Source organism: Kitasatospora sp. NPDC058048, assembly GCF_042885555.1.
GTDB classification, from domain to species: Bacteria; Actinomycetota; Actinomycetes; order Streptomycetales; family Streptomycetaceae; genus Kitasatospora; species Kitasatospora lactacystinica.
The window spans coordinates 31562-44405 of the sequence record NZ_JBHVRT010000026.1; the positions used below are offsets into that span (position 1 = coordinate 31562).

Consider the following 12844-nt stretch of genomic DNA (forward strand, 5'->3'; position numbering starts at 1 on the left):
TGCGGGACTCCGGTGCCCCTGCGGCGGCCCAGCCGTCGTGGAGGCGGTTTCGGACAGCTCCGACAGAGAATGGAGTGCTCATGGACCGCCGGATTTTCGGGCTGGAGAACGAGTACGGCGTGACCTGCACGTTCCGCGGGCAGCGGCGGCTGTCGCCGGACGAGGTCGCGCGGTACCTGTTCCGCCGGGTCGTCTCCTGGGGCCGAAGCAGCAACGTCTTCCTGCGCAACGGCGCCCGCCTCTACCTCGACGTCGGCTCCCACCCCGAGTACGCCACCCCCGAGTGCGACGACGTCGTCGAGCTGGTGACGCACGACAAGGCCGGCGAGCGGATCCTCGAAGGCCTCCTGGTGGACGCCGAGCGGCGGCTGCACGAGGAGGGCATCGCGGGGGACGTCTACCTCTTCAAGAACAACACCGACTCGGCCGGGAACTCCTACGGCTGCCACGAGAACTACTGCGTGGCCCGGCACGGCGAGTTCTCCCGGCTCGCCGACGTGCTGATCCCGTTCCTGGTCACCCGGCAGCTGATCTGCGGCGCGGGCAAGGTGCTCCAGACCCCGCGCGGCGCGGTGTACTGCGTCAGCCAGCGGGCCGAGCACATCTGGGAGGGCGTCAGCTCCGCCACCACCCGTTCGCGTCCGATCATCAACACCCGGGACGAGCCGCACGCGGACGCCGAGCGCTACCGCCGGCTGCACGTGATCGTCGGCGACTCCAACATGTCCGAGACCACGACGCTGCTCAAGGTCGGCTCCACCGACCTGGTGCTGCGGCTGATCGAGGCCGGCGTGGTGATGCGCGACCTCACCCTGGAGAACCCGATCCGGGCGATCCGCGAGGTCAGCCACGACCTCACCGGCACCCACCAGGTGCGGCTCGCCAACGGCCGGGAGGCCAGCGCGCTGGACATCCAGGAGGAGTACTACACGAAGGCCCTGGAGTTCGCGGACCGCAAGGGCATCAACACCGGCACCGTCGGCCGGGTGCTCGACCTGTGGGGCCGCACCCTGGAGGCCGTCCGCACCGAGCGGCTGGACGGGGTGGCCCAGGAGATCGACTGGATCATGAAGTACAAGCTCATCGAGCGCTACCGCGAGAAGCACGGGATGAGCATGTCCAACCCGCGGGTGGCCCAGATCGACCTCGCGTACCACGACATCCACCGCCGCCGCGGCCTGTTCTACCTGCTCCAGGGCAAGGGCCAGGCGCAGCGGGTGACCACCGACCTCAAGACCTTCGAGGCCAAGTCGATCCCGCCGCAGACCACCCGGGCCCGGCTGCGCGGGGACTTCATCCGCCGGGCGCAGGAGCAGCGCCGGGACTTCACGGTGGACTGGGTGCACCTGAAGCTGAACGACCAGGCGCAGCGCACGGTGCTGTGCAAGGACCCGTTCCGCTCGGTGGACGAGCGGGTGGAGAAGCTGATCGCGGGGATGTAGCGGAGGCGGTGTGATCGAGGCGTTGTGATCAAGGCGGTGACCGGCCCCGGTGGTGTCTACCGGGGCCGGACGCGTGCCGGGCATACGCTGTCCGTCGAGTCAGGAGAGCCGACTTCGACCGACAGTTAGGACCACCGTGCGCCGCACCGCCGGTTTGCTTCTCACCCTGCCGTTGCTGCTCGCGGTCGCCTGCAGCAGTTCCCCCAAGGCGGCCGGCCCGGCGACGCCGTCCACGGCGAGCGCCGCCCCGACGGTGCCCGCGCCGGTCGCCGAGGCGTCGCCGATGCCCACTCTTTCGGGTGGCGGATACGGCAGCAAGGCCACCATCACCATTCCCGAGGGCCAGCAGCCCAGCGGCCAGTTCGTGGTGAACACGGTCATCGAGGGTGAGCGGGCGACCGTCAACAAGGGCGACTGGGTGACGGTCAACTACACCGCCAAGGACTGGACCACCGGCAAGGACCTGCCGAGCTCGTACGACGCCAACGGCAAGCCGCAGCTCTACCAGGCCGGCAGCGGGCAGCTGGTGCCGGCGCTGGACCAGAGCGTGATCGGCAAGAAGGTGGGCTCCCGGCTGCTGGTGGTGGCCCCGCCGGAGGCGGCCTTCGGCGAGCAGGGCTCCAGCCAGCTGGGCGTCAGCAAGGGCGACACCGTCGTGTTCGTGCTGGACATCATGGAGAGCCTGCCGCCGGACTCCACGCTCACCGGGACGATGACCGAGCCGCCCGCGACGCTGCCGCAGGTCAAGGACAACGGCAAGGCGCCGGTGACGATCACGATCCCGGAAGGGCAGGCCGCGCCCACCGACCTCCAGCAGGCGGTGCTGATCAAGGGCGAGGGCAAGCAGGTCAAGAGCGGGCAGACCCTGGTGGTGCAGTACACCGGGGTGCTGTGGGCCAACGGCCAGCAGTTCGACTCCTCCTGGACGCACGGCGGCGCGCAGGCGGTGCAGATCGGCACCGGCAGCGTGATCGAGGGCTGGGACAAGGGCCTGGTCGGGCAGAACGTCGGCAGCCGGGTCCTGCTGGTGGTCCCGCCGGCGCTCGGCTACCAGGACAAGGCGCAGGGCTCGGTGCCGGCGAACTCGACGCTGGTCTTCGTGATCGACATTCTCGAAGCGGTCTAGGAACTCACCCCAGGGATTCCGTACGCTTGGGCGGACGCTCGTACAGCGAAGCGTCCGCCCTCATCCTGAGCTGTCATACTGCCCACGCACTGTGGCAGGCGCCGCCCGGTGCCGAGGTCCGGGCGGGGCGGTGCGGCAGCAGGCCGGCGTGCCCACGCCGGACGCAGACCTGGAAGACCTCGTGGCGAGATGGATGGGGAGTCATGACTGAGAAGACGCCGAGCCCGGGCGGGGCCGGTACCGCGGCGAACGACAGCTCTGCGGGTGACCCGGCCGCCTCCCGTCCCGGCGGCCCGGTCGGCGGGGACCGCGAGTCGATCGTCGTCCCCCCGGCGATCCTGGCGCAGCAGGCCGGCTGGGCGCAGCCCGGCGACGCGCCGCGCCCCGCGGGCGGGACCAGGACGGACGACGACGCCCCGCAGATCTTCGCCTCCAACGTGCGCAAGACCGACAGCTCGGAGGCCGGGTACGACGAGAACCCGCCCGGTGTCGGCAAGCTGGGCGTGATCCTCGGCACGGTGCTGGCCCTGCTGCTGGTCGGCAGCGGCATCACGCTCTACGTGGTGAACAAGGACGGCTCCAAGGACAGCGCCGCGGCCAAGCCGGACGCGGCCAAGAGCGCGCCGCCCACGCCGACCGCCGACCCGGTGCCGCCGATCAAGGACAGCGCCAAGGTGCTGCCGACGGTCGCCGGGGACTTCGGCAAGAAGGCCGAGATCCAGGTGCCGGGCGAGGCCTCCGACGGCTCCTTCGTCGTCAAGGTGCTCACCGAGGGCACCGGCGCCAAGGTGGAGAAGAACTCCTGGGCCTCGGTGGACTACACCGCCAAGGACTGGACCACCGGCAAGGACATCCCGAGCTCGTACGACGCCGACGGGAAGCCGCAGATCTTCCAGGCCGGCACCGACGCGCTGATCCCGGCCCTGGACCAGGCCGTGGTCGGCAAGAAGGCCGGCAGCCGGCTGCTGGTGGTGGCCCCGCCGGCCGCCGCGTTCGGCGCCCAGGGCAAGGCCGACATGTCGATCGGCGCCAAGGACGACCTGATCTTCGTGATCGACATCCGCAACGCCAACGCGCCCGACGCCGTGGTGAGCGGAACCGTCACCCCGCCGCCGGCGGACTTCCCGCAGGTCAAGGACAACGGCAAGAAGCCGGCCGAGATCACCCCGGTGGCCGGCGCGAAGGACCCGACCGAGCTGAAGTCGCACGTCCTGATCAAGGGCACCGGGCCGAAGGTGGAGAAGGGCGAGAAGGTCGTCGTCCAGTACACCGGCGCGCTGTTCTCCAGCGGCAAGGTGTTCGACTCCTCGCTCAGCAAGGGCCAGGCGTTCACCTTCCCGGTCGGCGGCGGCCAGGTCATCCAGGGCTGGGACCAGGGCCTGGAGGGCCAGACCGTCGGCAGCCGGGTCGAGCTGGTGATCCCCGCCTCGCTGGGCTACGGCGACAAGGGCCAGGGCGACATCCCGCCCGGCGCGACGCTGGTCTTCGTGGTGGACATCCTCGACGCGGGTCAGGGCTGATCCACTTTCGGGTGACAATGGTGCACGTGTGACCTTCGGGCCCGGCCGCGTGGCCGGTCCCTTACGGGCGGCGGGCGCCCGTACCGTGGTCCGGGAAGAACGGACCGGGTGCGGGCGCCCGCCGCTTGGTCGTGACAGCGAAGCGAATGTGAGAAGAGGGACTGTGAGCGTCAACCTCAACGAGAAGCCCGAGATCGACTTCCCGATCGGCGACGCCCCGACGGAGCTGCAGATCCGCGACATCGTCGTCGGTGACGGCGAGGAGGCCAAGCGGGGTCAGAACGTCAGCGTCCGCTACGTCGGTGTGACCTTCGAGACCGGCGAGGAGTTCGACGCGAGCTGGAACCGGAGCCCCAACGAGTTCCGCTTCCCGCTGGGCGGCGGCCGCGTCATCAAGGGCTGGGACCAGGGCGTCGTCGGCATGAAGGTCGGCGGCCGCCGCGAGCTGACCATCCCGGCGCGCCTGGCGTACGGCAACCAGTCGCCGACGCCGCTCATCCCGGCCGGCTCGACCCTGATCTTCGTGGTCGACCTGCTGGCCGTCTGAGCCTGCCGTGACCGTGGGCCGGACCCCTCCGGGGGCCCGGCCCACGGGCATGTCCGGGGGTGTTCGGGGATGCCGCTTTTGCGGTGCGTACCGCTACCGGTACGGTCGGTCCCGCCGGGTGGTGATCGCCCGGTTGGCGCACCCCGCGCTCGGCGCGGCACACCGGAAGGGTCAGCGATGGCGATCGCGAAGGCAGAGCGGCTGATGAATCTCGCCCTGTGCCTGATGAACACCAGACGTCCGCTCTCCAAGAAGGAGCTGCGGGAGTCCATCGAGGCGTACCGCGAGGCCTGGCAGAACGGCAGCGAGGACGCCTTCAACCGGATGTTCGAGCGGGACAAGGACGACCTGCGCGAGCTCGGCCTGGTGATCGACGTCGACGAGAGCACCCTGGACGGCGAGCTCGGCTACCTGGCCCGCGCCGACCGCAACCGGCTGCCCGAGATCGCCCTCGACGCCGAGGAGGCGGCCGCGCTGACCCTGGCCGCCCGGGTCTGGCAGCAGGCCAAGATGTCCGGTGCGGCCAGCGGCGCCCTGCAGAAGCTGCGCGCGGCCGGGGTGCCGTTCGCCGAGGCCGAGGGCCGCACCGCCCTGGAGCCGCGCATCCCCGCCCGGGAGGCCGCGTTCGAGCCGCTGCTCACCGCCGCCCGGGACCGCCGTCCGGTCGCCTTCGAGTACCGCAAGGCCGGCGCCGCCGCCGCCGAGCAGCGCAGCGTCGAGCCGTGGGCGCTGGAGTGCTGGCGCGGGCACTGGTACCTGGCCGGGTACGACCGCGACCGCGGCGACGCCCGGGTGTTCCGGCTCAGCCGGATCACCGGCAAGGTGAAGGCGAGGTCCGGGGCGTTCCTCGGCACCGTGCCCGAGCACGTGGACGTCCGGGCCACCGTGGCGAAGTTCGCGGGGGAGGGGGCCACCGCCACCGCGACCGTCCGGGTCCGCCGGGGCGCCGGCTTCCCGCTGCGCACCAAGGCGCTGGGCAGCACCCGGGTGGACGAGGCCTGGGACGAGCTGGAGATCCCGTACGGCAACGGGCTGGGCGCGGACCTGGCGGAGTTCGGGCCGGACGTGCTGGTGCTCGGGCCGGAGGAGCTGCGGGCGGATGTGGTCGACCGGCTGCGGGCGGTCGCGGGTATCGAGGGAGAGCGTCCGTGAGTAATGCCATCGACCAGACGCGACGGATGCTGTCGCTGGTCACCTACCTGCGCGAGCGGCCCGGGGCCGAGGTCGCCGAGGTGGCCCGGGCGTTCGGGATCAGCGAGCGCGAGCTGATCGCGGACCTCAACGTGCTGCCGATGTGCGGCACCAGCTTCCGCGGCGGCGACCTGCTCGACATCGACACCGACGGCGAGCGGATCTGGTGGCACAACGTCGACGACGTGGCCCAGCCGCTGCGGCTGGCCGCCGACGAGGCGACCGCGCTGCTGGTGGCCGCCCGCGCGGTGGCCGGGCTGCCGGGCCTGCGGGCCGGGGACCGGGAGGCGCTCACCCGGGCCGTCGCCAAGATCGAGAACGCGGCCGGGGAGAGTGCCGAGGGCAGCGCCCGGGTCGGCGTGACCTTCGAGGCGGAGAGCCACGTGTTCGCCGACATCGACCGCGCGCTCAGCGAGGGCCGCCGGCTCTGGCTGCGCTACTACTCGCACGGGCGCGGCGGGATGACCGAGCGCGAGGTGGACCCGATCCGGCTGCTCACCGAGGGCCACACCTACCTCGAGGCCTGGTGCCGCACCTCCGAGGACCACCGGATGTTCCGGCTCGACCGGGTCGCCGAGATCCGCGTCCTGGACGTCCCGGCCGACCCGCCCCGGCGCGAGCCGCGCGACCTGAGCGGCGGGCTGGTCAACCCGGCGGCGGACGACCCCGAGGTGGTCGTCGAGGTCTCCTCCGGGGGGCGCTGGGTGGCCGAGTACTACACCCACGACCGGGCCGAGGAACTGCCCGACGGCGGGCTGCGGATCACCCTGCGCAGCGCCGACCCCTCCCAGCTGCGCCCGCTGGCGCTGCGGCTGGGCCGGGACGGCCGGATCGTCTCGCCGCCCGAACTGGCCGAGCAGGCGCGCTCGGCCGCGCGGGAGGCGCTGGCCGCCTACGGGGAGGGGCGGGCCTGAGCGGTGGAACCCGGGACCAGATTCAAGGTGTACTGCTCCGAGTGCCGGGAGAAGGTGGAGCTCCCGGCCGAGGACTTCCGCCTGACCCTCGGTCGCACCCCGGCCCAGGCGCACTACAGCTTCGGCTGCCCGCGGTGCGGTGCGGCGGTGCGCAAGCCGGCCGGGGAGAAGATCGTCGAGGCGCTCACCGGGGCCGGGGTGCGCACCATGCGGCTCGTCCCGGCGGAGGGGTGACCCCCGTATAGGGTGGGCGCATGTCCTGGATGCTCGTCGCCGCCGTCCTGCTCGCCACCGCGGGCCTGCTGGTCCTCGGGGTCCTCGCGATCCGGCTCTGGCTGGACGTGCGGGCGCTGGCCGAAGGCGTGGACCGGGCCTCGCGGGCGCTGGCCGCGGCGGCCGAGGACCTGGCGGACGCGATGCCGGCGGCGAACGCCCCGGCGGCGGAGCGGGTCCCGGCCGCTTAGCACGGCGCGGCTCCGGGTGGTACGGGGGCTGCTGCGCGCGGGTGGGGGCGGGTTACGCTCTCAGTTGGCTCCTGAACCGCGTACCGGGGGCCGCTGTCCTGTTCGGGCGGCCGTCGTCGTGGCGTCATCCGCAGCGGTTACCATCCGCAGCGGACGGCCCGACGGGCCGCCATGACTGAAGGTGGTCGCGCATGCGCATCTCGCCGACCGCGATCGTGGTGATCGTGGTTCTCGCCATCCTGCTGTTCGGAGCCAAGCGGCTGCCCGACCTGGCGCGCTCGCTGGGCAAGTCGATGCGGATCCTGAAGAGCGAGGCCCAGGCGATGCGTTCGGACGGCCGGTCCGAGCAGCCGGCCCCGCCCGCCCAGGCAGCGGCTTCGGTCGACGGTGCCGCGGGCCGGACCATCCAGTCCGCTCCGGGCGCTTCGGCCACGGCCCGTCCGGTGAACGAGCCCGCCGCCGGGGCCTCCGCGCCGGACGGCGACCGCCCGCACTGAGCGCGGCGCACGTGAGGCAGCTGACGCGCGCCGCGCGCACGACGTGCGGGAGTCGCGCGACCACGGAGGCCCGTCGACCGACGGGCCCCGACGCACGAGTTGAGGACCGGGGTTGAGCAAGCTCTCCAAGGCGCCGAAGGCGTCAAAGGATCCTGAGGGGCGGATGGCCCTCGCCGACCACCTGCGGGAACTGCGCAACCGCGTGGTCAAGTCGGTCCTGGCGATCGTGCTGATCACCATCGTGGCGGCGATCTACCACAAGCACCTGGAGGACTTCCTCCTGAAGCCGCTGCCGAGGTGCGACACCCTGGAGCAGGCCAAGCACTACCAGGGCAAGTGCGCCCAGGTCTCCAACATCGGTCTGACCGCCGGTTTCACCTGGATGCTGAAGGTCGCCCTGACTGCGGGCGTGGTCGCGACCGTGCCGATCTGGCTCTACCAGGTCTGGGCCTTCGTGGCGCCCGGTCTGCACCGGCACGAGAAGAAGTACACGGTCGTCTTCCTGCTCTGCGGGACGCCGCTGTTCCTGGCCGGTGTGGGCGTGGCCATCCTGGTGCTGCCGACCACGATCGACGTGCTGATCTCGTTCACGCCGAACAACACGACGCCGATCCTGCCGCCCGAGGACTACTTCGACATCGCCACCCGGATGGTGCTGGTCTTCGGTCTGGCCTTCGAGTTCCCGCTGCTGCTGGTGATGCTGAACGTCATCGGCATGGTCACCGGCAAGCGGCTGCTGGGCTGGTGGCGCGGCATGGTCATGGGCATCACGGTGTTCGCGGCCTTCGCCACGCCGAGCGCCGACCCGCTGACCATGCTGGGGCTGGCCGCGCCGATCTGGGGGCTGTACTTCGTCGCGGTGGGGATCGCGCTCCTGAACGACCGGCGCAAGGCGCGCCGCAACCCGGACGCCGGGCTGGACGACGAGGAGGCCTCGCACGTGGACCTCTCGGTGCAGCCGGTGGCCGGTGCGGAGTCCGTCCAGGCCTCGGCGACCCCGGCGGCCGGTGCGTCGGTGCCGGCGTCCCGTCGCGAGGAGATGGACGACATCACCTGAGCCGGTAGGGCTTGAGGGAGCCCCGGTCCGCCGCTCTGCCGAGCGGTGGGCCGGGGCTTCCCGCCGTTCCGGCCTTTCCGCTGGTGGGGGTGGTCCCGGGTTTCGGTGGGGCGGTCTTGGCAGGTCGCATGGCATGTGACATATTACTGAGGTGCTGAAGACCGAGAGACCTCCCCTGGACGTCGTCGTGGTCGGCGCCGGTGTGGTCGGCGCCGCCTGCGCCTACTACGCCGCCCGCGCCGGGCTCGCCGTCGCCGTCGTGGACCGCGGCCCGGTGGCCGGTGGCACCACCGGCGCGGGCGAGGGCAATCTGCTGGTCTCCGACAAGGAGCCCGGCCCCGAACTCGACCTCGCCCTGCTCAGCACCCGGCTCTGGCGCGAACTCGCCGAGCGGCTCGGCCCCGCGATCGAGTACGAGCCCAAGGGCGGCGTGGTGGTCGCCTCCACCGCCGCCGGGCAGGACGCGCTGCGGGCCTTCGCCGCCGGACAGCGGACCGTCGGGGTCGAGGCCGAGGAGGTGCCCGGCGAGCGGCTGCGCGAGCTGGAGCCGCACCTGGCCGAGGGCCTGGCCGGCGGCTTCCACTACCCGCAGGACGCCCAGGTCCAGCCCGCCCTGGCCGCCGCCCACCTGCTGCGCGAGGCCCGCCGGATGGGCGCCGAGCTGATCACCGGGGAGAGCGTCACCGCCGTCGACCGCGGCCCGGACGGCGCCGTGCGCGGCGTGCGGACCGACCGGCGGAGCCTGGCCGCCGCCGCCGTGGTGAACGCGGCCGGCACCTGGGGCGGCGAGATCGCCGCGCTGGCCGGAGTGCACCTGCCGGTGCTGCCCCGGCGCGGCTTCGTGCTGGTCACCGAGCCGCTGCCGCGGGTCGTGCGGCACAAGGTCTACGCCGCCGACTACGTGGCCAACGTGGCCAGCGGATCGGCCGGGCTGGAGACCTCCGCCGTGATCGAGGGCACCCCGGGCGGGCCGGTGCTGATCGGTGCCAGCCGGGAGCGGGTCGGCTTCGACCGCACGCTCTCCCAGGAGGTGCTGAGCCGGCTCGCCGCCCAGGCCGCCGCACTGTTCCCGGTGCTCGCCGACGTCACCGTGATGCGCACCTACCGGGGCTTCCGCCCGTACCTGCCGGACCACCTGCCGGCCATCGGCGCGGACCCCCGGGTGCCCGGGCTCTACCACGCCTGCGGGCACGAGGGGGCCGGCATCGGGCTGGCCCCGGCGACCGGGCTGCTGATCAGCGAGCAGCTCACCGGCAAGCGGCCGGAGCTGGACCTCGAACCGTTCCGGGCGGACCGCTTCCCGGCCGGGTGAGCGCCGGCCCGCCATCGCCACACATGAGATTCCGTCCAGGATTGGAGAAGCCGCCGATGCGCCGCCGCACCCCCGCCGGGCTGGTCCAGGCCGAGCCCGGGCCCGCCCACCACATCGAGTTCGACGGGCGGCCCGTCCCCGCGCTGCCCGGGCAGTCGATCGCCGCCGCGCTCTGGGCCGACGGCGTGCTCGCCTGGCGCACCACCCGGGTCGGCGGCAAACCGCGCGGGGCGTTCTGCGGGATCGGCGCCTGCTTCGACTGCCTGGCCACCGTGGACGGCCGCCCCAACCAGCGCACCTGCCTGCTCCCCGCGGAGCCCGGCACCACCGTCACCACCCAGGAGGGCCACGGCCGTGCCGACCTCGCCGTCTGACGCCCACGACAGCCAGCCGTACGACCTCGTGGTGGTCGGCGCCGGCCCGGCCGGGCTGGCCGCCGCCGTCACCGCCGCCGACCTCGGGCTGCGCTGCGCCCTGCTGGACGGCGGGGGTAGCACCGGCGGGCAGTACTACCGCCACCCGGCGCCCGGCCTGGGCGCGGCGCGGCCGGACCGGCTGCACCACCACTGGTCCGCCTACACGGGCCGGGCCGACCGGCTCGACGCGCACGAGCGCGCCGGGCGGGCCGCCTTCCTGGCCGGGCACCAGGTCTGGGCCCTGGAGCGCACCGGGGACGGCTTCGCGGTGCACGTCACCCGCGGGCCGGAGAGCACCGACCGGGCCACCGTCCGGTCCCGGTCGGTGCTGCTCGCCACCGGCGCGTACGAACGGCAGCTGCCGTTCCCCGGCTGGACCCTGCCCGGGGTGGTCACCGCGGGCGGCGCCCAGGCCATGCTCAAGGCCGGGCTGGTGCTGCCCGGGAAGCGGATCGTGGTGGCCGGCAGCGGCCCGCTGCTGCTCGCGGCCGCCTCCTCGCTGGTCACCGCCGGGGCCGAGGTGCCCGCCGTGGTCGAGGCGACCGCCTACCTCGGGTACGCGCGGCACCCCGGCGTGCTGGCGGGCGTGCCCGGCAAGCTGGTCGAGGGCGCCGGGCACGGCGGGGCGCTGCTGCGCCACGGCGTGCGGCTGCGCCCGCGCAGCGCGGTGGTCGAGGCGCACGGGACGGACCGGGTCACCGGCGTCACGGTGGCCCGGCTGGACGCCGACTGGCGGCCGGTGCCCGGCACCGGGCGGCGGATCGACTGCGACGCGCTCGCCGTCGGCCACGGCCTGCTGCCGCAGATCGACCTGGCCACCGAGCTGGGTGCGCGGACCGTGACCGGGCCGGACGGCGCGGTCGCGCTGGAGGTCGACGCCCGGCTGCGCACCAGCGTGCCCGGCCTCTGGTCCGCGGGGGAGACCAATGGCGTCGGCGGCGCGGACCTCGCGCTCGCCGAGGGCGAGCTGGCCGCGTACGCGGTGGCCGGGGAGCGGCCCGCGGCCGCGCTGATGCGCCGCCGCTCGCGGCTGCGGGCCTTCGCCGACCTGATGGCCGCCGCCCACCGGCCGGGCCCCGGCTGGACCGGCTGGCTGCGTCCGGACACCGACGTCTGCCGGTGCGAGGAGGTGCCGGTCGAGGCGATCCGGGAGGCCGTCGAGGAACTGGGCGCGGGCGATCCGCGCACCGTCAAGCTGCTCACCCGGGCCGGGATGGGCTGGTGCCAGGGCCGGATGTGCGGTCCGGCCGTGGCCTGCCTGGCCGGTTCGGGTGAGCCCGGGCCCGACCGGCGCCCACTGGGCTGCCCGGTGCCGCTCTCCCAGCTGGCGGCGGGGCCCACCCCGGAGTCGTAACGGGCCCGCCGTCGAACGGCGGGCCGGGGACCTTGTCTCCGGCCCGTCCCCTCTTGTAAAATGTCACACCTCATCAAGGAGCTCATGTGTCCATCACCCAGCACGACACCAACCGTCCCTGGCGCGGCATCATGGTCGCCACCACGCTCCCGCTGCGCCCGGACCACTCCGTCGACTACGACGCCTACGCCGAGCACGTCCGCTGGCTGATCGACTCCGGCTGCGAGGGCGTCGTCCCCAACGGCTCGCTGGGCGAGTACCAGACGCTCACCGCCGAGGAGCGCGCCAAGGTCGTCGAGGTCGCCGTCGAGGCGGCCGGCGACGGCTCCCGGGTCATGCCCGGCGTCGCCGCCTACGGCAGCGCCGAGTCCCGCCGCTGGGCCGAGCAGGCCGCCGAGGCCGGCGCCGGCTCCGTCCTGCTGCTCCCGCCGAACGCCTTCCGGGCCGACCACGCCTCGGTGCGCGCCCACTACGCCGAGGTCGCCAAGGCCGGCCTGCCGATCGTGGCCTACAACAACCCGATCGACACCAAGGTCGACCTGGTCCCCCCGCTGCTCGCCCAGCTGCACGCCGAGGGCTCGATCGTCGCGGTCAAGGAGTTCAGCGGCGACGTCCGCCGGGCGTACGAGATCGCCGAGCTGGCCCCCGGGCTGGACCTGCTGATCGGCGCCGACGACGTGCTGCTGGAGCTGGCGCTCGCCGGAGCGGTCGGCTGGATCGCCGGCTACCCGAACGCCCTGCCGGCCGCCTCGGTGGCGCTCTACGACGCCGCCGTCTCCAAGGACCTGGAGAGCGCGCTGCCGCTCTACAAGTCGCTGCACTCGCTGCTGCGCTGGGACTCCAAGACCGAGTTCGTCCAGGCCATCAAGCTCTCCATGGACATCGCCGGGCGCCCCGGCGGCCCGGTGCGCGCCCCGCGCCAGCCGCTCGTCCCGGAGATCGAGGCGGCCGTCCGCGCGGCCACCGAGAAGGCGCTGGCCGACGGCCTGGTCTGACACCGGCGC

Annotated in this window: 14 protein-coding genes; all 14 read left to right on the plus strand. The window is 73.4% G+C overall.

Going from position 1 to position 12844, the window contains the following annotated elements:
- Positions 1–80 precede the first annotated feature (80 nt).
- The 14 genes from pafA to ACFVVA_RS25685 all read left to right on the plus strand — a co-directional run bounded on the left by pafA (position 81) and on the right by ACFVVA_RS25685 (position 12835).
- Positions 81–1442, plus strand: coding sequence for a Pup--protein ligase (gene pafA / locus ACFVVA_RS25620; RefSeq protein WP_387693002.1), 1362 nt, complete (start codon positions 81–83; stop codon positions 1440–1442).
- Between the two features lie 136 nt (positions 1443–1578).
- Positions 1579–2568, plus strand: a complete 990-nt coding sequence (locus ACFVVA_RS25625; protein ID WP_387693004.1) for an FKBP-type peptidyl-prolyl cis-trans isomerase — start codon at positions 1579–1581, stop codon at positions 2566–2568.
- Positions 2569–2771: 203 nt separating this feature from the next.
- A complete protein-coding gene (locus ACFVVA_RS25630) occupies positions 2772–4088 on the plus strand; it encodes an FKBP-type peptidyl-prolyl cis-trans isomerase (RefSeq protein WP_387693006.1) in 1317 nt (438 codons plus the stop codon).
- 163 nt (positions 4089–4251) lie between these two features.
- Positions 4252–4635, plus strand: a complete 384-nt coding sequence (locus ACFVVA_RS25635; RefSeq protein WP_359901163.1) for an FKBP-type peptidyl-prolyl cis-trans isomerase — start codon at positions 4252–4254, stop codon at positions 4633–4635.
- 177 nt (positions 4636–4812) lie between these two features.
- Entirely contained in the window at positions 4813–5787 is a 975-nt protein-coding gene (locus tag ACFVVA_RS25640; RefSeq protein ID WP_387693008.1) for a helix-turn-helix transcriptional regulator, read from the plus strand.
- Positions 5788–5813: 26 nt separating this feature from the next.
- On the plus strand, positions 5814–6740 hold the full coding sequence (locus ACFVVA_RS25645) for a WYL domain-containing protein (protein ID WP_359901265.1): 927 nt from the start codon (positions 5814–5816) through the stop codon (positions 6738–6740).
- 27 nt (positions 6741–6767) lie between these two features.
- Positions 6768–6974 (plus strand): hypothetical protein, encoded by a 207-nt coding sequence (locus tag ACFVVA_RS25650; RefSeq protein ID WP_375876040.1) that lies wholly within the window; start codon positions 6768–6770, stop codon positions 6972–6974.
- A gap of 20 nt (positions 6975–6994) precedes the next feature.
- On the plus strand, positions 6995–7204 hold the full coding sequence (locus tag ACFVVA_RS25655) for a hypothetical protein (protein WP_359901157.1): 210 nt from the start codon (positions 6995–6997) through the stop codon (positions 7202–7204).
- A gap of 191 nt (positions 7205–7395) precedes the next feature.
- The gene (gene tatA / locus ACFVVA_RS25660; protein WP_387693010.1) at positions 7396–7701 is read left to right on the plus strand and encodes a Sec-independent protein translocase subunit TatA; all 306 of its coding nucleotides are present in this window, start codon (positions 7396–7398) and stop codon (positions 7699–7701) included.
- Between the two features lie 112 nt (positions 7702–7813).
- Positions 7814–8758 (plus strand): twin-arginine translocase subunit TatC, encoded by a 945-nt coding sequence (tatC, locus tag ACFVVA_RS25665; RefSeq protein ID WP_387693012.1) that lies wholly within the window; start codon positions 7814–7816, stop codon positions 8756–8758.
- Between the two features lie 151 nt (positions 8759–8909).
- Positions 8910–10070 carry an NAD(P)/FAD-dependent oxidoreductase gene (locus ACFVVA_RS25670; protein ID WP_387693015.1) on the plus strand — a complete coding sequence of 387 codons (1161 nt, stop codon included), beginning with the start codon at positions 8910–8912 and terminating at the stop codon, positions 10068–10070.
- 56 nt (positions 10071–10126) lie between these two features.
- Positions 10127–10444, plus strand: a complete 318-nt coding sequence (locus ACFVVA_RS25675) for a (2Fe-2S)-binding protein (RefSeq protein WP_359901145.1) — start codon at positions 10127–10129, stop codon at positions 10442–10444.
- Positions 10425–11840: an NAD(P)/FAD-dependent oxidoreductase gene (locus tag ACFVVA_RS25680; RefSeq protein WP_387693017.1), complete on the plus strand. Its 1416-nt coding sequence runs from the start codon at positions 10425–10427 to the stop codon at positions 11838–11840. The genes ACFVVA_RS25675 and ACFVVA_RS25680 overlap by 20 nt, the downstream gene beginning before the upstream one ends.
- A gap of 131 nt (positions 11841–11971) precedes the next feature.
- The gene (locus tag ACFVVA_RS25685; RefSeq protein ID WP_380352909.1) at positions 11972–12835 is read left to right on the plus strand and encodes a dihydrodipicolinate synthase family protein; all 864 of its coding nucleotides are present in this window, start codon (positions 11972–11974) and stop codon (positions 12833–12835) included.
- The last annotated feature ends 9 nt before the right edge of the window (positions 12836–12844 follow it).